This is a genomic window from Actinoplanes sp. NPDC020271 (assembly GCF_044388125.1).
Taxonomy (GTDB): Bacteria; Actinomycetota; Actinomycetes; order Mycobacteriales; family Micromonosporaceae; genus Actinoplanes.
Genome location: NZ_JBIRWQ010000027.1, coordinates 1 through 21,853, shown reverse-complemented (window position 1 = coordinate 21,853; position 21,853 = coordinate 1). Strand labels below are relative to the sequence as shown.

The following is a 21,853-nucleotide window of genomic DNA, read 5'->3' as shown; positions in this document are numbered from 1 at the left end:
CGGGGAGAGTCCCCGGGCCAAATTTTTATGCCCGCATGGGCGAGCAGAGGAGGAAATGATGATTTCGGAGACGCAAGAGTTTCACATCGCGAACCGAGGTTCTCTTGTTCCCTTCGTGGGAGGGCGTCGCTTGACGACGCACATATTCGACCGGTGTCGGGTGCTATATGGCTGAACCCGAGAATGCAGACAGGCTTGACACGGTTGATATAAACGAATTGGAACGACCGAAATGTGCCGAAACGGACGCCGTTGAACGGTTGCACGTCGTTGTTCCCGGCCGCCCGCCTGAAATCAATGGCGGGGCCGCACGCGCATTGCTGTCCTTGCTGGTCAAGTCAAGCCTGTCTGTAGAGGCAGAAAAGTCATCGGGAGATGAAGTCTGAATGATAGAAACCGCAAACGAATTGACCTTTGCCTTCTACGGTCGCGTCTCCACCGAGGACAACCAGGACCCGACCTCATCGCGAGGCTGGCAACTGACCCGGGCGAGCGCGCTCGTCGAGCCCCGCGGCGGCCGCATCGTGCGAGAGTTCTTCGACGTGGGTCAGAGTCGATCCCTGCCCTGGCAGCGCCGCGAACAGGCGCAACTGCTGCTGACCGAACTGCGGAACCCGAACCGTGGCTTCAACGCGGTCGTCATCGGCGAACCGCACCGCGCCTTCTACGGCAACCAGTTCGGCATGACCATGCCGGTCTTCACTCACTTCGGCATCCAGCTGTGGGTGCCGGAGATCGGCGGACCCATCGACCCGGACAACGAAGCCCACGAACTGGTCATGCAGGTCTACGGCGGCATGAGCAAAGGCGAACGCAACCGCATCAAGGTCCGGGTCCGCACCGCCATGGCCGCACAAACCGAACTGGAGGGCCGCTACCTCGGCGGCCGGCCACCCTACGGCTACCAGGTGGTCGACCTCGGCCGACACCCGAACCCGAGCAAAGCCTCAACCGGACGCATGCTGCGCGGCCTCGTCCTCGATCCGGTCACCGCTCCGGTTGTCGCCCGGATCTTCGCCCACTTCCTGGGCGGATACGGATTCTTCGCGATCGCCGAGCTACTTACATCGGAGGGAATCCCTTCACCATCAGCCTACGACCGGGCCCGCAACAAACATCGCTCCGGCATCGCCTGGTCGAAGCACGCCGTGCGCGCCATCCTTACCAATCCCCGCTACACCGGATACCAGGTGTGGAACAAGCAACGCACCGACGAAATCCTGCTCGACGTCAACGACGTCGCGCTCGGCCACAAAAGCATCATGCGCTGGAACCCAGACAGCAAATGGGTCACCTCGAAAGACCCGAGCCACGAAGCCATCATCACCCGCGAAACCTTCGACGAAGTGCAGCAACTCCTCAAGTCGCGAGCCCGATACAGGACTCCTCGCCAGAAGCTCCGCACGCGGAATCCGTACATGTTCCGCAGCCGCGTCTACTGCGGAGTGTGCAAGCGTCGGATGCAAGGCCAGTTGACCGGCGGTCTGACCTACTACCGATGCCGTTTCCCGAAGGAATACGCAATCTCCAACCACATCGAGCACCCGGCCAACGTCTACCTTCGTGAAGACGTCATCGCCGGACCGATCGAGGCGTGGCTCGCATCCGCCTTCTCGCCGACCAACCTGAACCACACCATCGCCACGCTCGTCGACGCCCAGCCGCCGGACGTCGCGGAGGCCAGCACCAGCCACCTACGGCGGGCAATCGCTGCCTGCGACGCCAAACTCGGGCAGCACCGGGCGGCGCTCGAAGCCGGCGCCGATCCCGTGGTCGTCACGAGCTGGATCACGGAGACGCAGGCCGAACGTGCGCGCCTGGAGCGGGAGATCGCGAAAGTCCCTGAACCGGCACCCCGCATGGGGACCGATGAGATCCGCGCGCTCGTCGAGTCGATCGGGGACATCGGAACCGTCCTGCGGCAAGCCAGCCCGGAAGACAAAGCCGAGATCTACCGACAGATGGGCCTACGGCTGACGTACACCCCGGAAACAGCAACGGTGCGGGCTGATGTTGATCTCAGCACGCACCGTTGGGGCAATAGTTTGTGTCCGGAGGGGGACTTGAACCCCCATGCCCTTGCGGGCACTAGCACCTCAAGCTAGCGCGTCTGCCATTCCGCCACCCGGACTTGCTCGTACAGCTTAGCGGCACCCGTTTCCCCCGTGTTTGCCGGGGGTTTCGGCTGCCTTGTCGGCCGCACAGGTCAGAACAGTACACGGTCCCCGGAGGGGCTTGCAGGAGGGGTGGGTGAGTGGACATTCGGGGGCGTATAAGGGCGAACGGGGATCCGGCCTGGTTTTGCGGGGGCGTAGCGGGCAGCATGGCGGGGTGTCCCACCCCTCCCCGTTGACTCCGGCCCTGGAAAGGGCGCACTCGCTGGTCGCCGCTGGTGATCTGGCGGGGGCGGCCGTGCTGCTCGAACGTGCGATCGAAATCGGTCAGGCGAGTCTCAGCCATGATCATCCGGACGTTTTGGCCACGCAGCGGGAGTTGGCGTCGCTGCATCATCAGGCGGGGAACGCGGCGGCGGCGAAGCTGGTGTTGGAGGCGGCGCACGAGGCGGGGCAGTTCAGTCTTGGGGACGATGACCCGCTGATGCTGCAGATTTCTTACGACCTCGGGGTGCTCGCCGAGGAGCTCGGGCGCCGGGACGAGGCTCGGGTCGCGTTCGGGCGGGTGGCGGACTTCGGGCCGATGATGTTGGGGGCGGGGCACTGGGCCGTCGTCCGGGCACAGGCCTATATCGGACAAGATCAGAGTTCGGGGGTACGGGTCGAGGCCGTGCAGCCGAGCGTTCTGCCGCCTGACAATCACCCGACGGTGCTCCGGCCGGAGCCGAGCGTCCAGCTTCCGCCGCCGCCACCGATTCCCCGTCCGGCCGTGACCGAGCCGCAGCCGCAGGCGTCGCAGCCGCAGGCGTCGCAGCAGGCGCCGTCGCCGCAGCAGTCGCCGTGGCAGAGTCTTCCGGCGCCGCGCCAGGGCAACCCGTGGGCGCAGGCGCCGACCCGGCCTGGTGCTCCGGGGGAAGAGCAGCCGCGATCGGCGATTCCGGCGCCCCGCCGGCCCGATCCGGCGGAGAGCAAGGCAACGGCGCTGCAGGCGGAGGCCGACGGGGTGCGGCTGCAGCCGGAGGCCGAGACGGTGCCGCAGCAGCCGGTGGGGAAGAAAGAGACGCAGGACACGAGCCGGGGGCAGTCGCCGTGGGGGCCCGCGCCTTGGACCGACGAGGAGCCTGAGGAAAACCCGTTCCGTCAGCTCAAACCCGGTGTGTTCGGGGTGCCGAAGAACGAGGCGGCTCCGGCGCTCTTCCATCGCGGTTCCGACGATGCTGTGGTCGTTCAGCGCCCCGATCCGGTGGTCATGCCGCTGCGCACGGAACCGTCGCCCGCGCCGGCGTCGCGACCGGATTCGATCACTGCAGGCGGTCCGGTTCCGGCTCAGATCGATTTTCCGGTACGTCGTGAAGCCTCCCCCGGGGCACGACCAGAATCGGTCACCCCGGGCGTGTCGGCTCCGCCCGCCCCGATCGCACCGGTGTTCCCGGCCGAGCCGGTGCGTCCAGGACCAGTGGAGCGCGTGCGCGCAGAACCGCCTCAGTCGGTGCGCCCGGAGCCGGCAGCTCCGGTGCGTCCAGAACCGGTTGAGCCGGTGCGGCCGGAAGCCGCGTCCACGCCGATGAAAGCTCCCGTGGACGAGGCCACGTCCCCGTTCCCGGCGATTACCCCCGAAGCGGCCGCCGCCCCCGAACCTGCCACTGTCCCTGAGCCGGCCGTTGAGGAGCCGTTCACCGCCTGGCCCGACTTCAACCGCTGGCCGGGCGAGGCCGAGCTCACTCCGGATTCCCGGAAGCAGACCGTCTACCTGCCGGAAGCGGGAAGTTCAGGCGTCCCCGGATGGGCGGACGCGGCACCGAACGGCTTCCAGGAGGCCGGTCCGGTCCGGGACGCCGGACCGCAGGACGTGCTGCCGAGCGGCTTCGAGCAGGGCGTCACACCGAGTGGCTTCGAGCAGGGCGTCACGCCGAGCGGCTTCCAGCGGGCCGGTCGGGCGGATGCCGTTCCGACCGGCTTTCAGCAGGCTGGGCACCCGGGCGTCTACACGCCGCCGGACGTCGTGCCCAGTGGCTTCCAGCAGACCGCTCACCCCGGCGTCTACCAGCAGCAACAGCCAGGCGTCTATCACCAGGGCTCGGACGGGACCTGGCAGGGCGGCGCCGCTGACGCGCCCGCGCCGGAGGTCGGGGCGGGCGTGCTCACGACGTACGGGAAAAGTGGTAACCGGAAGCGGGGCATGGCGCTCTTCGCGGTGATCGCTGCCACTCTCGCGGCTGTCGTGGCGGTTGCCGCGCTGGTGTTCACGCTGGCCCAGGGCACTCGCAAGGGTGATGAGGGTGACACCCCGTCGGGTTCGCCGACGCTGTCGGGGGCGCCGCCCGGTGAGGTGAAGCTGACCGACGGGGGCAGCAAGATCGACGTGAGCTGGAGTGATCCGACGGATGCCTCGGTGAGCTTCATGATCACCATGGCGCACCCGGGTGAGCAGTTGAAACCGGTCAGCACGGTGGGGCCGGGGCAGACCTCGCGACGCATCGAGGGGCTCAGTCCGACGCTGAACTACTGCTTCGCGGTGGTGGCCGTTTATGCGACCGACAAGTTCGCCACTTCGCCACAGGTCTGCACCGAACGGACCAAGAAGTGATCTAGCTGATTGTCCACAGGCGGGAACGGTGGGTATCGACTGCCACTGCGATCCCGGTATGGTGGCCTGCGTCCTTGGCACGCCAGGCTTTGCGAACGGGGAGGACAGCCGCTGTGAGCAGCACAGACGCCGCGCCGGAGAGTGCTCGGAAGCGTCGATTGCCCAGTCGTGGCTATCTGGTCACGATGGGTACGGTGCTCGCGCTCGCCGCTGGTCTCGGCGCGACCGTTCTCGGGCTCGCCAACGCCGACGAGGCGGTGGCCAGTTATGACGCGGCGTCCTGGGTGTGGAGCAAGGGCAAGGGCGAGATCTCCCGGGTCAACGGCGTGACCGCGAAGATCGACACCCGGGTCGACGTGGGTCAGGCCCGCGGCCACAGCCTGGAGGTCAGCCAGAGCGACCGATTCGTCATCCTGCGTGACGTCAACACCGGCGCGATCGGCTCGATGGACCTCAAGGAGCTGCAGGCGTTCTGGAACCAGCAGTCGTCGCCGGGCATCGGCGTCAGCGTCGCGCTGCACGACGACTCGGCGTTCGTCGTCGACTCGGTGCAGGGCAAGGTGCAGCAGGTCGACCCGAAGACCCTGCAGGCGATCGGGCAGGCGGTCAGCTTCCCGCCGGGCATCACCGGCGGTGACTTCGACGGCAAGGGCCGGCTCTGGATCGTCGCGCCGAGTGAGGGCACGGCCACCGCGATCTCGCCCGCGCCGGCGTCGACCCAGGGCCCGGCCGGTGACCCGCGGCGGGTGCGCACCGAGCAGGTCGGCGGGGCCAGCCACGACTTCGCGATGACCACCCTGGACGACGGCATCGCGGTGCTGGACCGGACGACGAACGAGCTGTCCCGCGTCGGTGACACCGCGACGACGAAGGCGACGCTGCCGCTGAGCGGGCCGGGCGTCCTGGCGCCGCACACCGACGGCAACACGGTCGCGGTCACCGTGCCGGCGACCCGTGAGGTGATCGGGGTCGACCCGCAGGGTGCGATCAAGGCGAAGTTCACCGTGCCCGGCAGCGAGTCGCAGCTGCAGCCGGCGATCGCGTGGGAGGGCTTCTACTACGCGGCGGACGCTGACGGCGGCACCGTGCACGTCTTCGACCAGGGCGGCACGCAGCAGAAACCGATCACGTTCGACCGGCCCGGCGGCTCCGTCGAGCTCGACGTCCGGGAGAACTACCTGTTCATCAACGCGCCCGGTTCCCCGGTCGCGCAGGTGGTCGACAACCAGCACGGCGTGCGCCCGGTCGACAAGTACGCGGATGACGTTCTCGGCGGCGACCCGCCTCCGGTGAAGACGCCGCCGGTCATCCCGCCGCCGGAGAAGAAGAAGCCGACCAAGCCGGCGGTCTCCAAGCCGGGTGCGCCGAAGAACGTGCGGGCCGCGGCCGGCAACGCCGAGGCCCGGGTCACCTGGCAGGCGGCGGCCGGCAACGGCGCCGAGATCACGAAGTACGTGGTGACCGGCAACGACAAGACGTTCGACGTCGGTGCCGACCAGCGCGCGCTGACCGTGACCGGGCTGACGAACGGTGAGACGTACACGTTCAAGGTCCACGCGGTGAACGCGAAGGGCGCCGGCCCGGATCGGGAGAGCAACCCGGTCAAGCCGACCGCCGAGGTGCCGGACCCGCCGGGCACGCCGGTCGCCGAGGCCAAGGGCGACGGCACGGTGACCGTGACCTGGCCGGCCGCGAACGGGCAGGGCCTGGCGATCGACCACTACACGGTGACCGGGGTGACCGAGGGCGGCAGCGCCCCGGTCGGTGACATCAAGGGCGCGTCGATGACGATCCCGGCGGGGCAGCTCGACTACGGCAAGCAGTACGCGTTCACGGTCGTCTCGGTCAACGAGCGTGGTGCCGGGTCGAAGGCGTCCGGGGTCAGCAACAGCGTGGTGCCGTTCACCAAGCCGGAGAAGCCGGAGAACGTGTCGGCGACCACGGTCACCGACAAGGCCGGAACGATCAAGGTGACCTGGGCGGCTCCGGCCGACAACGGTCGCGCCATCAGCAAGTACGTGGTGAAGGCCGGCGACAAGAGCACCGACGTCAGCGACGCGACGACCGCCACGCTGGCCGGCTTCGGTGCCGGTGCGAGCGTCCAGGTCCAGGTCATCGCCGTGAACGAGGGCGGGGAGAGCGACCCGGCGACGGCAACGGCCCGGACGGTCGCCCAGCCGACGATCACCGTCACCGGGGTGGACACCACCTTCAACAGCGCGACGGTCGGCCTCAGCGTGGACGCGGGAGGTGGCACCGCCACCTGCGCGTTGACGGTGACGGACGGCACCGGATCCGACGGCAACTGCAACAACCTCAAGGCCACGAAGCTGAAGCCGAGCACCGCCTACACCTTCAAGATCACGGCCAAGAACGCGGCCGGCACCGTCTCCAAGAACGCGACTGGCACGACGGCGGATCTCTACGGCACCGCGACCTGCATCAACGGCACCACCGGCGATCAGAAGACGTACTGCGACAAGGATGTCAGCGGTCGCAACGGCAACGAGATCTTCAAGGTCACCGAGCAGGACAACGCCCAGCAGGCGGGCTGGGTGAAGAACGGCACCCGGCTGAAGGCGTACTGCAAGAAGACCGGTGACGACGTCGACTCGTACGTCTACAACGACCACAAGAAGAGCACCTGGTGGATTCAGATCGCCTACAACGGCGGCAAGCCCTACATTCCCTGGGCATGGCTGAACCTCGACGGCGGCGACGACCTGGACAACCTGCCCACCTGCTGATGAGGACCACGTGACATCCGAACCGCTGCCGCCGTCGTACGTCTCCGGCTTCGCCCAGGTCGCGAGTGAGCTCGCCGACCGGATCGGCTCCATCGTGCTGGGCAAGCCGGAGGTCGTCCGGCTCGCGCTGACCGCGCTCTTCGCGCAGGGCCACGTCCTGCTCGAGGACGTGCCCGGCGTCGGCAAGACGACTCTCGCGCGGGCGCTCGCCGCGTCGATCCGCGGGCAGTGGCGGCGCATCCAGTTCACACCCGACCTGCTGCCCTCCGACGTCTCCGGCGTCACGATCTTCAACCAGGCGAATCGGGCGTTCGAGTTCCATCCCGGCCCGGTCTTCGCCAACATCGTCATCGCCGACGAGATCAACCGCGCGTCGCCGAAGACTCAGTCGGCGCTGCTCGAGGTGATGGAGGAACGACGGGTCACCGTCGACGGCGTGCCGCACCCGGTCCCGCAGCCGTTCCTGGTCGTCGCCACGCAGAACCCGGTCGAGATGGACGGGACGTACCGGCTGCCCGAGGCCCAGCTCGACCGCTTCCTGGTCAAGCTGAGCGTCGGCTACCCGGACGAGGAGGTCGAGATCGAGGTGCTGCGGGGCGCCGCGGGCCGCTCACCCGACTCGCTCGAACCGGTCACCGACACCGCCACCGTCGGCGAGATGGTCAAGATGGCGCTGCAGGTCCACGTCGCCGACCCCCTTTACGCGTACGCGGTCCGGCTCGCCGCCGCCACCCGCAACCATCCGCAGGTCCGGGTCGGCGTCAGCCCCCGTGGCGTGATCGCGCTGACCCGGGCGGCCTGCGCCTATGCCCTGATCAACGGCCGCGGCTACGTCCTCCCGGAGGACCTGAAAGCCCTGGTCGAGCCGGTCTTCGCGCACCGCGTGCTGCTCTCGGCCGACGCCCAGCTGCGGGGCGTCACCGCGACCGAGGTGCTCGCCGACGCCATCAACTCGGTGCCGGTGCCGCTGCCGGCGAGCGCGTGACCGCTCGCGGCATCGGCCTGCTGGCCGCGGCGGCTGCCCTGCTGACCGCGGGGTTCGCGTACGGCTACCCGGATCTTGCCCTGCTCGGCGCGGCCGCCGTGGTCGCGGTCGGCTGCGCGCTGGTCTTCGCCTACTGGCGCCCGCAGCTCGGCGTCCAGCGGGTCGCCGAACCCGACCGGGTGGCCCGCGGCGAACCCGCGCGGATGCGCCTGACCGTCAGCAACACCAGCCGGATGCGCGCGGCCAGCATGGTCGCCTCCGACCGCTGCGGCGGCGCGAGCGTGCCGGTCCCGCTGCTGCGCCTGCGACCGGGCATGGACACCACCGTCGAGTACCCGGTGCCGACCACCCGGCGCGGCATCGTGCCGATCGGCCCGCTGCGGGTCACCCGTGGCGACCCGCTCGGCCTGGTCACCCTGAACCGGACGTACGGCGAGGTCGCCAAGGTCTGGGTCCACCCGACGATCCACCTGCTGCGGGCGGTCCCGGCCGGCATGGCGCGCAGCCTCGACGGCCGCATCGACAAGGTTCCGCAGGGCACGATCACGTTCGACGCGCTCCGGGAGTACGTGATCGGCGACGAACTGCGCCGTGTGCACTGGCGCAGCTCGGCCAAGGTCGGCGAGCTGATGGTCCGCGAACAGCTGGACACCTCCGAGCCGACGATCGTGGTGCTGCTCGACGACCGGGCCCGCGCCTACCCCGATCCGGAGGCGTTCGAGTCGGCGTGCGAGGCGGCCGCCTCGATCGTCGCCGCGGCGGTGCGCGAGGACCTGCCGGTCGGCCTGCACCTGGTCTCGACCGTGGCGACCGGGCCGTACCTGGATGTGCTGACCGAGGTCACCCTGGTCGACGGCGACCTCGACGGAACACTGCGCCGGTTGCGGGCCCAGCGGCTCGGCGACACGCTGGTGTTCCTGACCGGGCCCGGCGGACGCGGGGATCTGGGCACGTTCAGCTCACTGCGGGGGACGTACCCGGTGGTGCTCGCCGCCCTGTTCGGTGACCGCGACGCCGCCCCGGTCAGCGCGGGCGACCGGCTGATCGTCATCGAGGCCGCCGACGGGGCCGAGTTCGCCGCCGCGTGGGACGGGGTCCGCGGATGGTGAGGGCCCGCCCCTACGTCGTCGCCGCCGCGCTCGCCGGCATGCTCGCGCTGGCCGGGGTCGTGCTCGGGCGGATCTATGCCGACGCACTGCTGGTCCAACTCGTCGCCGGAGCCGCGATCGGCTCGGTCGGCGCCGGGCTGGCGACCCGGCGGCTGCCGTCGTGGAGCGCTGCGCCGGTCTCCACGGTGCTGCTCATCGCGTACGTCGGATTCGGTCTGAAAGTCGCCGCCGGGCATGCCGCCGTGACCACCCCGTTCGCCACCATGGTCCGGGATTCCCTGGTCAACGGCATCCCACGGCTGCTCACGGCGATGATCCCGGTCGAGTCGACGCCGGACACCGTGGTCGTGCCGATGATCGCCACCTGGCTCGCCGGGCTGGCCGCGGTCGAAGTCGGCGTGCGCGCTCGCCGGGTGCTGCTCGGCACGCTGGCACCGGCCGGGCTCTACGCGGGCGCGCTCTATGTCGTCGGGCCGAACGAGGGCGCCGCCGCCGGGCCGACCCTGGGTTTCGCCGCACTGGCCGTCATCGCGCTCGCGATATCCGCCCGGCGCGCCGGCACACCCGTCGACGTGTCCGATAATGCCCGCGCTCGAACGCTCGTCGGCAGCGCCGCCGGACTGGTCGCGGTGATCGGGCTGGCCGCCGTCGTCGGCCCCTGGGTCAGCGGGCAGGTCGGCGCCGCGCCGGTCGACCCACGCCGCTACGTCGAGCCGCCGCAGGTGGACAGCCTCGACGAGAGCCCACTCAACCGGATCTCCGGGTGGATGCTCGCGCCGAAACAGCAGCTCTTCGGCTACAAGCCGGAGACCGCGTACACCGGCAAGGCGAAGACGGTCAAAGTGCGGCTCGCCGTGCTGTCCGATTATGACGGCGTGACGTGGCGGGTCGGCGGCGTCTACCGCAACGCCGGCCGGGTGCTGCCGGAACAGGCCCCCATTGCCGGTGCGGACCTTTCCGAGGTACGGCAGCAGATCGTGATCGAGGGTCTGACCGGCCGGCTCCTGCCCGCCGTCGCGACTCCCACCGCGGTGTCCGGCGCCCGCGTGGCCTACGACGCGAGCACCGGCACGTTGATCCGCCCCGAGGGCCTGACCAGCGGACTCACCTACACCGCCACCTCGCGGGTGCAGGCGCCCGACCTCAACATGCTGCCGGGCGCGCAGTCGCCGTCCGGGGACGCGGTCATCCGCTACCTGGCGGTCAGCGACGGCGTCCCCGACTCCGTGCGGCGGCTCGCCGAACAACTCGCCGAGGGCAACGGCGGGTCCTACGACCGGGCGCTCGCCATCCAGGAGTTCCTCGCCGAGCATTACCGGGAGACCGCGGACGCGCCGAGCGGGCACGCCTACCCGAACCTGGCGTATTTCCTGTTCGGGCCGCGTGGGCAGGGCGGCCAGGAGGGCACGTCGGAGCAGTTCGCGGCGTCGTTCGCGCTGCTCGCCCGGCTCACCGGTCTGCCCAGCCGGGTCGTCGTCGGGTTCGACGCGCCGGCTGCCGGTGGCGAGGTCACCGGCGGGGACGCCATCGCCTGGCCCGAAGTGCTCTTCAACGACCTCGGCTGGGTGGCGTTCGACCCGATGCCGACCAGCGACGACCCGACCCCGGTCGAGCAGGACTTCCAGCCGAAACCGACCACGCCGCCGACGACACCGCCGCAGACCAGCGCGACCGTGGACCCGCCGTCGGAGTCCGCGGCGGCGTCGGCGGCGCCGGTCGAGGCGGCGGGCGGGGTGTCGGCGGGCGTCGTCGCCGGCGGGACGTCCGGGACGCTTCTCGTTCTGCTGGTGGTGGCGGCGCTCGTGGTGGCGTACCTGCGCCGCGGGCTGCGGCGGCGACGGCTGTACGACGGGAGCCCGGACCAGCGGATCACCGGGGCTTGGCTGGAGTTCACCGACGCGTTGCGGCTGGCCGGGCAGCCGGTGCCGGATCATCTGTCGGCGACCGAGATGGCGTCCTACGCGGCGGAGCCGCCCGCACCGCGGCGGGGTGGGTTGCTGCGGCGGGCGGCGCCGGGGGCGGTGGCGGTGCTGGAGCGGGCAGCGCCGCACAAAGCGGACAGAAAGCCTCCGGAAGCGGCGGCGGGCGGGGCAGTGTCGGAGACGGCGGCTGCGCCCGGGCCGGGCAGCGCGCAGGCCGTTGAGGCGAGCCGCGGGGAGGCGGCCGGGACGGACAGCGCGCCGGCGCCGCTTCCACCACTCCCACCCCTTGATCAGCTTGTCGAGGCGCTGAACACCGTCGGGTTCGCGCCGGGCGCGGCCGACCCCACCCAGGCGGATCGAGCCGGCGCGCAGGCCTTGGCGTACGCGGCGGCTCTGCGGGAACGCCGCTCCTGGTGGCGCAAGATCTGGTGGAACGTTCACCCCGGACCACTGCGATGGCACCGCTGAAGGCCGGTTAACGACCGGGCGACCGGGCAATTCCGGCCGGTCACCCGAGCGGCTGGAATGGGTCCCCGGCCTGGGTGTGTCGAGGATCGAACGCCCGGGTCACCGCCGCTCGACCGTGGATAGTGATCCCCGCCCGGATGCTGATCATGGCGTCCACGTAGGGGGAGTGGACCACTCATGCAGAGCGCCGAATTCAAGCCCGCAGGCTCGCGCCGGATCGGTGCCGCCCTGGGAGCGGCCCTGTTGATCACCGTCGCCGGCTGTACCGGTGACGACGAGAAGCCGTTCGCGGGTGAGTTGCCGCCACCCGGTGCGATCTGGCCGACCCTGGAGGCGCCGCACCCGGACACCGTCGGCGACGGCGCCCCGGAGCTGCCCGACGCGACCGCCGAGGACGATCAGCCGCTGGAGGGCGACGGACTCGGCACCGGATCCGGCGGCATCGGTACGGCGGTCGGCGGCGCGGACGATCAGTGGCAGCAGGGCTCCGGCATGCACGCGCTGGGTCCCGGCGGCACCGTCGTCGCCCCGGGGGCCGGCGGGCATCACCACCACGGCGGCGGTGGCCTCGGTCTCGGTGGCACCACCGTCGGTGGTGGTGGTCTCGGCCTCGGTGGCACCACTGTCGACAGCCCGCGCGTGACCGGCCCCGTCATGGGTGGCGCCGGTAGCCCCGGGCTCGGCGGCACGACCGCCGGCACCCCGCAGAAGCCGGCCCCGGCCGGCCCGGCGACGGTCACCCGGCCCGGGACGCTGACCGCGGCCGGTCCGGCCCAGCAGCGGCCGGTGTTCGCCCGGCCGATCGTCGCGCACAACCCGCCGCCGTCCCAGAACCAGCCGCCGTCCCGCGACATGCCTGCCGTGATCCTGCCGCAGGCCGTACGGCCGCACGTGGAACCGCCGGTGAGCGTCGACCGGCCGCAGGTCAGCTCGAACCGCCCGGCGCAGGACGACGACCGCCCCGCCCCGCAGCGCCCGGCGCAGCACCAGCGGCCGGCTCAGCAGTGGCCGGCTCAGCAGTGGCCGGCTCAGCAGCATCCGGCGCAACAGCGTCCGATCCGGCACCAGCGGCCGGCGCAGCACCACGCCACCCGGAACCGTCCGGCCTGGGTCCGCGACCTGGACCGGCCGATCAACGCCGACCGCAGTTGCAGCGGCGCGACCGACTTCGGCTGGACGGCCGGTTCGAACTTCTGCTTCGACCCCGGCCTCGACGACATGGACTCGCAGATCGTCCGGCTCAGCCACGCCGGGATGCCGATCGCGATGAAGCGCTCGGCCGATCATGTCCCGTTCCCGCAGTCGTTCCCGTTCAGCGGCTGGAACGGCGACGACGGCTTCGAGCCCGGGGACGGCGGTCCCGATCTGTTCGGCGATGACGGGCTGTTCGGCGACGACGGGGTCTTCGGCTGGGGCGACGAGTTGGGGCGCAGCGCTGGGAGCACCGGTGAGCGCGACCGGCCACGTCACCACCGCGAGCACCGCCAGCACACAGCCCGGCAGACGCAGAAACCGGACAAAACGCGCGACCACCACGACGCGCGCGCCGAGCACGAGACGCGCGACCAGGATGAAACGCGCGCCGAAGATGACTCCCGTGCCCAGGGCGAGTCAGCAATGCCGGGAAAGCCGGACGCCGTCGAAAGCGCCGGCGCCGAAGGCCCCGAAACCAACGACGACTCCGTAGCCGTCTGACGGCAACGAAGCGGCCGGCCGGGAACTCCGGCCGGCCGCTTCGATCGACCCTCACGCCAACTGAGCCAACACCAGTTCCATCCCCCGCGAGATCGCCTCCCGGGACTCATCGGTGTCATCCTTCGCGTCGAACGTGTGCTGCCCGTCCGGCACGTCCACGATCTCGAGATTCGCCTTGGCCGCCGCGGTGACGAACGTTTCCACCGCCTGCGCCATGAACGGATTCTCCCGCCCCACCCGCGTCAACACGATCGGCAGTTCCCCGGCTTCGGCCACCGCCGCGATCGGATCGAACCGCGCCCCGAGGTCCGGCCACCCCGGGAACGGCGCCAGCAGCGGATAGCTCAACGCCACGGCCCGCAGCCACGACGGCGGCTCCCGGAACCAGTCGGCCGAGAACAGCGCGCTCCCCGAGTAGAACCAGAGCGCCAGCCGGTTCTCGTCCACTCGTGGATCACTGCGCAGCGTCTCCAGCGCGGCTTCCACGTTCGAGGCGCCCTCCGCGTACGCCTCGGGGCTGTACAGACGATGATCGACGATCGCGCCGATCGCTCCGCGGCCGGCGGCCAGAAGTGCGTACCCCTGAAAGACCGGCCAATCGCGCTGGGCCGGCTTGACCTCGGCCGGGAGCGGTCCACCCGGCACGACGAGGATGGCCGGCCGTGGCGTGGCGAGGTCGTCGGGCAGGTAGAGGTCGTGGAACTCGTGACGTTCCGGGGTGCGGGCTTCGACCGGAAGGACAAACGGCTTCAGGAATTCCATCGACGGAGTTTAACGTTCCTCAGATTCCGGTGGGGGCGGGCGAAAGGAAGGGGTATGGAGCAGGAGCGCTTGGCGGCCCTGCACGAGTACCGCCTTCTCGACACCCCGCCCGAGGAGGAGTTGCGGGCCGTGCTGCGGGTCGCCGCCATGATCGCCGGGGTGTCGTCGGCGAGCCTGAACCTGATCGACGAGCACCGGCAGTACCAGCTGATCCGGGTCGGCGGGGCGCCGATCGAGTGCGCCCGCGAGGACTCGATGTGCGGCGTCCAGTTCGAGTCGGGCGCGCTCGTGTACGTGCCGGACGCCTCGGAGAACGAGCTCTACCAGCACAATCCGTGGGTCGACGGGAGTCAGGGCCGGCTGCGCTTCTACGCCTCGGCGCCCCTGGTAACCCCGCAGGGGCACGCGCTCGGCACGCTCTGCGTCTTCGACGAGGAGCCGCACGAGCTGACCGCGCAGCAGCAGGAGCACCTCAGTGACCTGGCCGGGATCGTCATCGCGTTCTTCGAGCGCCGCCGCCAGGCGCGGCTGACCGCCGATCTGGCCGTCGCCGCACACACCAAGGAGCAGTGGATGGACACGCTCCTGGACACCGTCGACGCCGCGGTGATCGCCTGCGACGAGAACTACCGGGTGACGCTCTGGAACCGCGCGGCCCGCGACTGGCACGGGCGCACCGGCGAGGGCGACCGGGAAGCGTCCGACATCGCCGCCCGGTTCGGCCTGTTCGAGGCCGACGGCGTGACCCCTGTCCCGGACCACGAGCTACCCCTGCGCGTCGCCCTGAGCAGCGCGTCCGTCGTCACCGGCAAGGAAATGGTGATCCGTCGCCCGGACGGCGACCCGGTGTACGTACGGGTCAACGCCAGCCCCCTGCGCGGCGCGCAGGACCAGATCGTCGGTGCGGTCCTGGCCCAGATCGACGTGACCGCCGACCGCCGTCGCCGCCAGATGATCGAGGAAGCGCGGGAGCGGCTCGCCGCGGCCAACGCCGAACTGGAACGCTCGAACGCGGACCTGACCAACTTCGCCGCCGCGGTCAGCCACGACCTGATCGCGCCGCTCGCCGCGGTCGGCGGTTACCTGGACCTGCTCGCCTGCGAGGGTTACCCGGACGCGGTGGCCGGCTCGGCCGAGGTGGTCCGGATGCGCGACGTGATCGACGGGTTGCTCGCGGACGCGCTGGCCACCCGTTCTTCAGGTACCGCCGCCACCCGCCGATAGGGTGAAGGTGGACCTGGTCACCCCGGTGGACGAGCGGGAGCAGCGGCGACTGGCCGCGCTCCACGAGTACCGTCTGCTCGACTCGCCGGCCGGTGACGAGCTGGAGGCCGTCGTCCGGGTCGCGGCGACCGTCGCCGGGGTGCCGACCGCCACGCTCAACCTGATCGACGAGGACCGGCAGTGCCAGCTGACCACGGTCGGGTTCGAGGGCGGCGACTCGGCGCGCTCCGACTCGATGTGCGCGATCCGCTTCGAGTCCGGGGAGTTCACCTACATCCCGGACGCGAGCGTCGACGACACGTACCGCGAAAATCCCTGGGTGACCGGGGTGCACGCCAACGTCCGGTTCTATGCGTCGGCACCGCTGATCACGCCGGACGGCTACGCCCTCGGCTCGCTCTGCGTCTTCCACGACCAGCCTGCGACGCTCGACGATCAGCAGGTCGCCCGGCTCAAGGATCTCGCCCAGGTGATCGTGGCGCTCTTCGAGCGGCGGCGCCAGGCCCGGATCAACGCCGAGCTGGCCGCGATGTCCGAGGCCCGGCAGCGCTGGACCGACACGCTGCTGGAGACGATCGACGTGGCCGTGGTCGCCTGCGACCGCGACGGGCACCTCACGCTCTTCAACCGTACCGCGCGCGAGTGGCACGGCGTGGACGCCGACCCCCGCGTCGATCCGGCCGACTACTCCGACCGTTACGCGCTCTTCGAGGCCGACGGCGAGACCCCGCTCGCCCCGGAACGCATCCCGCTGCTCCGGGCCCTGCACGAGGGCACGGTCAGCAACGCCGAGATCATCATCCGACGGCACAGCGGCGCACCGATCCACGCCACCGTCAGCGGGCGGGCCCTGATCGCCCCCGACGGCACCCCGATCGGCGCGGTCGTCGCGATGAACGACGTCACCACCGACCGCGCCCAGCAACGCGTGATCGAGAACGCCCGCCGTGAACTCGCCGCCGCCAACGAGGAACTGCGCCGCTCCAACACCGACCTGACCAATTTCGCCGGCGCCGTCAGTCACGACCTGGTCGCCCCGCTCGGCGCGGTCGGCGGCTACCTCGAACTGCTCGAGGACGTCGTCGAGGGCCAGCCCCGCAACTGGGTCGACGCCGCCTCCCGCGCGGTCACCCGCATGCGCGACCTGATCGGCTCGCTGCTCAAATACGCCCAGGCCGGCAGCGCGCCGATCCGCTGCGTCACCGCCGACCTCGGCGACGTCTTCGACAGCGTCGTCGCCGACCTGCACGCCGAGATCAGCGCCGGAACCGCCACGGTCATCGCCCCCGACCCGCTCCCCAAGGTCTCCTGCGACCCGGTCCTGGCCCGCCAGCTCCTGCAGAACCTGGTCGCCAACGCGATCAAATACCGCCACCCGGACCGCCTGCCCCACGTCGAGGTCACCGCCGGCCGCGACGGTGGCTGCTGGGCAATAACGGTCGCCGACAACGGCATGGGCATCCCCCCGGAACAGCGCAGCCGCGTCTTCGACATGTTCACCCGCCTCGAAGGCACCTCCGCGGCCGGGCACGGCATCGGCCTCTCCAGCTGCATGCGCATCGTCGACCGCCACGGCGGCACCATCCGGGTCGCCGAGAATCCGGGCGGCGGCACTCAGGTGATCTTCACACTGCCAGATCAAAAGCTTATATAGTACGTTTTTTGCCCACGCCCGCCGAGCAGCGCGACGCTGCGGCCCACTCCAGGCCGACCCGCAGCATCCGGGGCATTCCCGGCGAGACGTGGTCCGATCCTTGTCGCGGTGCCGGCTCCCGGCCTCCCCGCGAGCTCGGTCGGGGCGTTTCTCCGCGCGGCCGCTTGCGCCTCACCGGCCGCGCTGCCACTGCCGGCCGCCCACCGGTCGCGCTGCCACTGCCGGCCGCCCACCGGCCGCGCTGCCACTGCCGGCCGCCCACCCCCGCCGTGCCATCGGGGAAAATCGCCCCGCTCAGCCGGAGCGCCGAATCCTGCGCATGAGCATCGCCCAGACCCCGTAGCCGGACCCGACATCTCCGGTGATCGCACCCGCAGCCGAGCCCATGAAAAGGGCGTTCGCGCAGTCTGGGCACACCTCGCGCCCAGTGATCGTCTTCTCGAACGGCTCGCGGACACGGCGACCGCAGTCAGGGCAGTCCCGGCCTGACAATCCCATTCATGCCTCCCGCGATCGAGCTCCTGACAGAACGACCATGCCGCACCCCGTGACCGGTCAGTCACCGGATGGCGTTGTGGTGATGCCCGGGTCGCCGTCGTCACGACGGAGGCGCCCCAGTTCCGCGCCGTTCTGATCGAGCAGCACGAGGATCGCTCCGTCGAATCCGGCCCGCCGCGCCGACGACAACCAGCCGTCAACCGGTACGTTGTCACAGCCCACCAGGGTCGTCATCCCACTCGTGGTCAAGATCGTGCCCGCCGGGCCCGAGAGCCAGCCACCCCCGGACCCGTTGCACCCGTCCGAGCCCGCCCAGCGGCCATCAGCGCCGAACCTGAGGAACGGCTGGTGGGGTGGCTTCGGTCCATCACCGACCGGTATCCATCGGCCGGGCAGGTCGCGCCGGGTAACCGGCGTCAGACCGGCGGGCAGCACGGCAGGCGGGGCAACGGAGCGGCGGAACTCGTCGGTCACCGTGAACGACTCCCGGTCGGGCCGCGGCGGCTTTCCGCTGGCAACCAGGTGCGCGACGGTCGCGCCGTCGACGTCGACCAGCACCACGGTACGCCCGTCGAGCCGGTAGCCGGCGGCTCTGTCCAGCCAGTGGAGGGGAACGTCCAGGTCGCATCCGCCGGTGCTGCTCACGACGTCGGCGACGAACAGGCCCTGAGAATCGGCCTTCCAAGCAGCCTGCAACTCCCCGCAAGTCTGGTAGACCGTGAGTTCCCGCGGGGTCAGGCCCACTACCGAGGCGGGCTCTGCGCCTCTACCGACCGGCTTCCACATGCCGACCAAAGCAATCGGGTCCAATGGTCCAGCGGGGGAACCCGCCGGTGCGGCGGGGCCGGCTTCCGCGGACCCGCATACAGCGAAGCTCAACGATGCGAGCAGGGCCGCCATCGCCGGCGCCGTCCGCGGGGCGTCACGCATGCCGGCGCTCATCGGGCGGCGGCCCCGATGCCGCTTTCTCACCATGCCTGACCTCCGAGGCCGACCGGGTCCTGGACGAATCGGGCACTGCGCTCCTCGGTCTGACGTGCCGTAACACAGCCACAGCGGGTTGAGCCGTCGACATCGAAGCCTAGAGCGACGATCGATCCGTCCCGCTCCGCTGTTCGGTTGATCTTGGCGCCGTCTCGGGCGGACTGACCGTCACCGCGGTGACGGACCCGCCGAACCCGGTTCAGAACACCACTTCTGGCCGCCCCTTGACACAGCGGGGTGCCATGAGAGTACGGAGCCGGTTCTATCCGCGCGTCTGACGCTTTCGACGAATTCCAGAAAGTCGTATTCGTTATCACGGGGTGTGGAGTTGGAGCCGATGCCGTGAAATTGCTTAGTACTCCAGCAGGAGATCCGTCCTGACCACCGTTGAGTCGCGATCTGCGGTAAGTAGCTCACGGCAGTGCTCCGTTACGTTTGCCCTTTTCTATGTCGGATATGGTCCTGGCCATGGGTGAGTTGATATTGATCAGGCACGGCGAGACCGGGTGGAGCCGGACGGGGCAGCATGCCGGCCGCACCGACCTGCCGCTGACCGAGGCGGGAGAGGAAGCGGCGCGTGCGCTCACCCCTCGGCTGGCCGGACGGGAGTTCGCCGCTGTCTACAGCAGCCCGCTGACTCGGGCCGTGCGGACGGCCGAGTTGGCGGGGCTGAGCGGCGCGGAGCCTGACCTCGACCTGGTCGAGTGGGACTATGGGCGCTATGAAGGTTTGACCGCTGGGCAGATTCAGCAGCTCAAGCCCGGTTGGGACTTGTGGCGCGACGGCGTCGACGCCGGCGAGGAACTCGGGCAAGTGACCTTGCGGGTCGACGCTTTTCTCGGCCGGGTCCGGCCGGCGCTGGACAAGGGCGACGTGGCCGTTGTCGCGCACGGCCACCTATCACGCGTCATCGCTGCGCGCTGGCTCGGGCTCGATGCGTCATCGGCACGGCGGTTCGGGCACCCCCATCCAGGTTCGATGAATTCGTTGGGTTACGAGAATGGGGTGCCCGTCATCATAAGTTGGAATGTGCTGTAGTGGCGGTCGTCCCCCGGCCCGTCCGAGGTGCACTACTCCGGTGACGGCGGCCCCGGCGGCACGCAGGACGTGATCGGCCGGGCGAATCGGGATCACGCTGCGGTGCGGGCTGACGTGCGGCATTTCGTCGCGGCCCGCCTCGGCTACGTCCTCGCGGTCGCTTGCGTAGAAATCGAGACTTCCGCGGACGGGGTTTGTCATCGGGGGCCGGTATCCGGGGTGGCGGTATCTGGGCTGAGGAAGAGCAGCACTCCGGTCAGGTCGAGTACCCGCCGGGCGCGGCCCTGCGGTCCGTGCACACGAAGTTGCCGCCCGGTCCGGGCGGCGGCCTGATGGGCGTGGACGAGCACGGTGATGATGGTGGCGTCGAGGAACGTGACGGCGGCCATGTCGAGGTGGATCGCGGTGACCCCGGATCGGCCGGTGCTCGCGGCGAGTACCTCGGTGAGTTCCTGAGCTACCGCGTAGTCGAGTTCGCCGCTGAGCCTGATGAGGTATGCGTCGCTGTCCAGGTGGCTGTGGTACTGCCAGGTTGTGTTGATTGCCGGCCCTCCTGCGGTCAGCCTTCGAGTGAGCCGGTTGCTTCCGCGGTGCTTTCGGCAGTGTCCGGGCCGGCGGCGATCAGCGGGTGTGGCGCCGGAACGGAGTTCGATGTGGCCTGGATGATCACGCCGGGCGAGATCTCCACTTGTGCGTTGCTCTGCTCGTCGGCCACCGTGGCGGTTGGCATGCCGTGGTGTTGGGGAGCAGGTAGGCATGCGGTGATGGAGACGGTCACTCCGCCCGGGCCGTCGGTGATCATCAGGGTGTCGGTGAGGTGCCGGGCCAGCCAGAGGCCGCGGCCGCCCGGCGTCTGTGGTGACGGCGGTTCCGCGGTTGCCGGTACGCCGTCGGGAAAGCCTGGTCCGTGGTCGCGTATGTCGCAGAGCAAGGTGTCGCCGTCAACGTGTAGGTCGATCGTGCCGCGGCCGCCGCCGTGACGGACGGCGTTCGTGGCGAGTTCATGAACCGCGATGACGAAGTCGTCGAGTACGTCCCCGGTGAGTCCGTAGGCGAGAGCGCTGTCGTGGACCGCGTGTCGGAGGGATGGTAGTTCCTGGGCGGTGAAGTCCTGAGTCGTTCGCCTCGGGGCGGGCACGGCTGCCAAGGGAAGATCGGTCTTGTCGACGGCCTCGCTAGCTGCGGGCTTCCACGGGTTCACCGCGCCCCCTCACTCCGGCCGCTGCCCTTACCCCACCGGCATCGCTGGCAATGCTTCAGATACCCATTCTGGCCCTTACCCCGCAAGCAGTCGTCAGCCGGGCTGAGCAGCGGCCTTCTCGTGAGTACCCCGGCGCGGTGACGACCCGTGCGACATCAGACGACGGGATTGTGTTGCTTCGTGGCGGGGTGGGGCGCTTGCGGGAGATCCGATCGGGCAGCCGTGGCGGAGTGCAGGACGGTGTGGATGCGGTCGAGCAGTTCGCGGCTGGTGAACGGCTTCTCCACGAGCGTGACGCCGTCGGGAAGGGTGCCGTTCTCGGTGAGGACGGGTTCGGCGTAGCCGGACATGTACAGCACCGGGATGCCGGGCCGCCGTTGCTCGACTTGGGCAGCGACTTCGTTGCCCATCATCTTGGGCATGATCACGTCGGTGAGCAGCAGATGAATGGGACCAGGGTAGGTCTGGGCGAGGTGAATCGCCTCGGCGCCACCGGCGGCGGCCAGAACGTGGTAGCCGGCACGGGCCAGTACGCGGGCGGTGATCTGGCGCAGATCGTCTTCGTCCTCGGCCATGAGGATGGTCTGGTGCGATGCCGTTCCGGCGGTCGTCGCGGCGGCCGGAACAACTACGGGTGCGGGATGTTCGCTGCTGGGTGCTTCGACGGCGGGCAGGATGATGGTGACGGTGGTGCCGATGTCCGCCTCGGAGTACAGGTGTACGTCGCCGCCCGCGGCGGTCGCGATCCCGTACACGGTGGCCAGCCCGAGTGTCAAGCCCCGGGTTTGGTGGAGAGTTGATTAGCTGGTTTCCAGCGGTGCGGTGATCGGCTGGGTCATCGCGTGTGATGCCTCGTGTTCGGCTG

15 protein-coding genes, 1 tRNA gene and 1 pseudogene are annotated in these 21,853 nt (G+C 70.0%); 11 read left to right on the top strand and 6 right to left on the bottom strand.

Annotated elements, in window-relative coordinates; translation table 11 throughout:
• The first annotated feature begins 167 nt into the window (after nucleotides 1-167).
• Both ACH442_RS38755 and ACH442_RS38750 read left to right on the top strand, forming a co-directional pair.
• Nucleotides 168-386, top strand: a complete 219-nt coding sequence (locus ACH442_RS38755) for a hypothetical protein (protein ID WP_396343097.1) — start codon at nucleotides 168-170, stop codon at nucleotides 384-386.
• Nucleotides 387-1,310 (top strand): annotated as a pseudogene (locus tag ACH442_RS38750) (recombinase family protein); the annotation flags it as partial.
• Between the two features lie 738 nt (nucleotides 1,311-2,048).
• Here the strand turns inward: ACH442_RS38750 and ACH442_RS38745 are convergent.
• Nucleotides 2,049-2,131: transfer RNA gene (locus tag ACH442_RS38745), tRNA-Leu, on the bottom strand.
• A 119-nt stretch (nucleotides 2,132-2,250) separates the two neighbouring features.
• Here ACH442_RS38745 and ACH442_RS38740 point away from each other — a divergent pair.
• The 6 genes from ACH442_RS38740 (at nucleotide 2,251) to ACH442_RS38715 (ending at nucleotide 13,627) form a co-directional block, all read left to right on the top strand.
• Complete coding sequence (locus tag ACH442_RS38740; protein ID WP_396343096.1) at nucleotides 2,251-4,701, top strand: hypothetical protein; 2,451 nt, start codon at nucleotides 2,251-2,253, stop codon at nucleotides 4,699-4,701.
• A 185-nt stretch (nucleotides 4,702-4,886) separates the two neighbouring features.
• Nucleotides 4,887-7,448 carry a fibronectin type III domain-containing protein gene (locus tag ACH442_RS38735; protein WP_396343182.1) on the top strand — a complete coding sequence of 854 codons (2,562 nt, stop codon included), beginning with the start codon at nucleotides 4,887-4,889 and terminating at the stop codon, nucleotides 7,446-7,448.
• 10 nt (nucleotides 7,449-7,458) lie between these two features.
• Nucleotides 7,459-8,433 (top strand): AAA family ATPase, encoded by a 975-nt coding sequence (locus tag ACH442_RS38730; RefSeq protein WP_396343095.1) that lies wholly within the window; start codon nucleotides 7,459-7,461, stop codon nucleotides 8,431-8,433.
• Entirely contained in the window at nucleotides 8,430-9,542 is a 1,113-nt protein-coding gene (locus ACH442_RS38725) for a DUF58 domain-containing protein (protein ID WP_396343094.1), read from the top strand. The genes ACH442_RS38730 and ACH442_RS38725 overlap by 4 nt, the downstream gene beginning before the upstream one ends.
• Nucleotides 9,536-11,932: a DUF3488 and transglutaminase-like domain-containing protein gene (locus tag ACH442_RS38720; protein ID WP_396343093.1), complete on the top strand. Its 2,397-nt coding sequence runs from the start codon at nucleotides 9,536-9,538 to the stop codon at nucleotides 11,930-11,932. The genes ACH442_RS38725 and ACH442_RS38720 overlap by 7 nt, the downstream gene beginning before the upstream one ends.
• 177 nt (nucleotides 11,933-12,109) lie before the next feature.
• Nucleotides 12,110-13,627: a hypothetical protein gene (locus ACH442_RS38715; protein ID WP_396343092.1), complete on the top strand. Its 1,518-nt coding sequence runs from the start codon at nucleotides 12,110-12,112 to the stop codon at nucleotides 13,625-13,627.
• A gap of 51 nt (nucleotides 13,628-13,678) precedes the next feature.
• On the opposite strand, the gene ACH442_RS38710 is transcribed toward ACH442_RS38715, so the two are convergent.
• A complete protein-coding gene (locus ACH442_RS38710; protein WP_396343091.1) occupies nucleotides 13,679-14,389 on the bottom strand; it encodes an alpha/beta hydrolase in 711 nt (236 codons plus the stop codon).
• A gap of 54 nt (nucleotides 14,390-14,443) precedes the next feature.
• On the opposite strand from ACH442_RS38710, the gene ACH442_RS38705 reads away from it, so the two are divergent.
• Together ACH442_RS38705 and ACH442_RS38700 are read left to right on the top strand one after the other, a co-directional pair.
• The gene (locus ACH442_RS38705; RefSeq protein ID WP_396343090.1) at nucleotides 14,444-15,613 is read left to right on the top strand and encodes a GAF domain-containing protein; all 1,170 of its coding nucleotides are present in this window, start codon (nucleotides 14,444-14,446) and stop codon (nucleotides 15,611-15,613) included.
• A 7-nt stretch (nucleotides 15,614-15,620) separates the two neighbouring features.
• Entirely contained in the window at nucleotides 15,621-17,267 is a 1,647-nt protein-coding gene (locus ACH442_RS38700; RefSeq protein WP_396343089.1) for an ATP-binding protein, read from the top strand.
• A 555-nt stretch (nucleotides 17,268-17,822) separates the two neighbouring features.
• Here ACH442_RS38700 and ACH442_RS38695 read toward each other — a convergent pair.
• On the bottom strand, nucleotides 17,823-18,665 hold the full coding sequence (locus ACH442_RS38695) for a hypothetical protein (protein WP_396343088.1): 843 nt from the start codon (nucleotides 18,663-18,665) through the stop codon (nucleotides 17,823-17,825).
• 552 nt (nucleotides 18,666-19,217) lie between these two features.
• Here ACH442_RS38695 and ACH442_RS38690 point away from each other — a divergent pair.
• The gene (locus tag ACH442_RS38690) at nucleotides 19,218-19,787 is read left to right on the top strand and encodes a histidine phosphatase family protein (protein ID WP_396343087.1); all 570 of its coding nucleotides are present in this window, start codon (nucleotides 19,218-19,220) and stop codon (nucleotides 19,785-19,787) included.
• 197 nt (nucleotides 19,788-19,984) lie between these two features.
• Here the strand turns inward: ACH442_RS38690 and ACH442_RS38685 are convergent, their stop codons facing one another.
• The 3 genes from ACH442_RS38685 to ACH442_RS38675 form a co-directional block, all read right to left on the bottom strand.
• Nucleotides 19,985-20,299, bottom strand: a complete 315-nt coding sequence (locus ACH442_RS38685) for an STAS domain-containing protein (protein WP_396343181.1) — start codon at nucleotides 20,297-20,299, stop codon at nucleotides 19,985-19,987.
• A 47-nt stretch (nucleotides 20,300-20,346) separates the two neighbouring features.
• Nucleotides 20,347-20,988 (bottom strand): ATP-binding protein, encoded by a 642-nt coding sequence (locus tag ACH442_RS38680; RefSeq protein ID WP_396343086.1) that lies wholly within the window; start codon nucleotides 20,986-20,988, stop codon nucleotides 20,347-20,349.
• Nucleotides 20,989-21,143: 155 nt separating this feature from the next.
• Nucleotides 21,144-21,764, bottom strand: a complete 621-nt coding sequence (locus ACH442_RS38675; RefSeq protein WP_396343085.1) for a response regulator — start codon at nucleotides 21,762-21,764, stop codon at nucleotides 21,144-21,146.
• Between the last annotated feature and the right edge of the window lie 89 nt (nucleotides 21,765-21,853).

Excerpts from the sequence above, each read along its gene's own strand:
- ACH442_RS38755 (WP_396343097.1), top strand. The coding sequence starts at position 168 with ATGGCTGAACCCGAGAATGCAGACAGGCTTGACACGGTTGATATAAAC.
- ACH442_RS38735 (WP_396343182.1), top strand. The coding sequence starts at position 4,887 with ATGGGTACGGTGCTCGCGCTCGCCGCTGGTCTCGGCGCGACCGTTCTC.
- ACH442_RS38720 (WP_396343093.1), top strand. The coding sequence starts at position 9,536 with ATGGTGAGGGCCCGCCCCTACGTCGTCGCCGCCGCGCTCGCCGGCATG.
- ACH442_RS38715 (WP_396343092.1), top strand. The coding sequence starts at position 12,110 with ATGCAGAGCGCCGAATTCAAGCCCGCAGGCTCGCGCCGGATCGGTGCC.
- ACH442_RS38710 (WP_396343091.1), bottom strand. The coding sequence starts at position 14,389 with ATGGAATTCCTGAAGCCGTTTGTCCTTCCGGTCGAAGCCCGCACCCCG.
- ACH442_RS38705 (WP_396343090.1), top strand. The coding sequence starts at position 14,444 with ATGGAGCAGGAGCGCTTGGCGGCCCTGCACGAGTACCGCCTTCTCGAC.
- ACH442_RS38695 (WP_396343088.1), bottom strand. The coding sequence starts at position 18,665 with ATGGCGGCCCTGCTCGCATCGTTGAGCTTCGCTGTATGCGGGTCCGCG.
- ACH442_RS38690 (WP_396343087.1), top strand. The coding sequence starts at position 19,218 with ATGGGTGAGTTGATATTGATCAGGCACGGCGAGACCGGGTGGAGCCGG.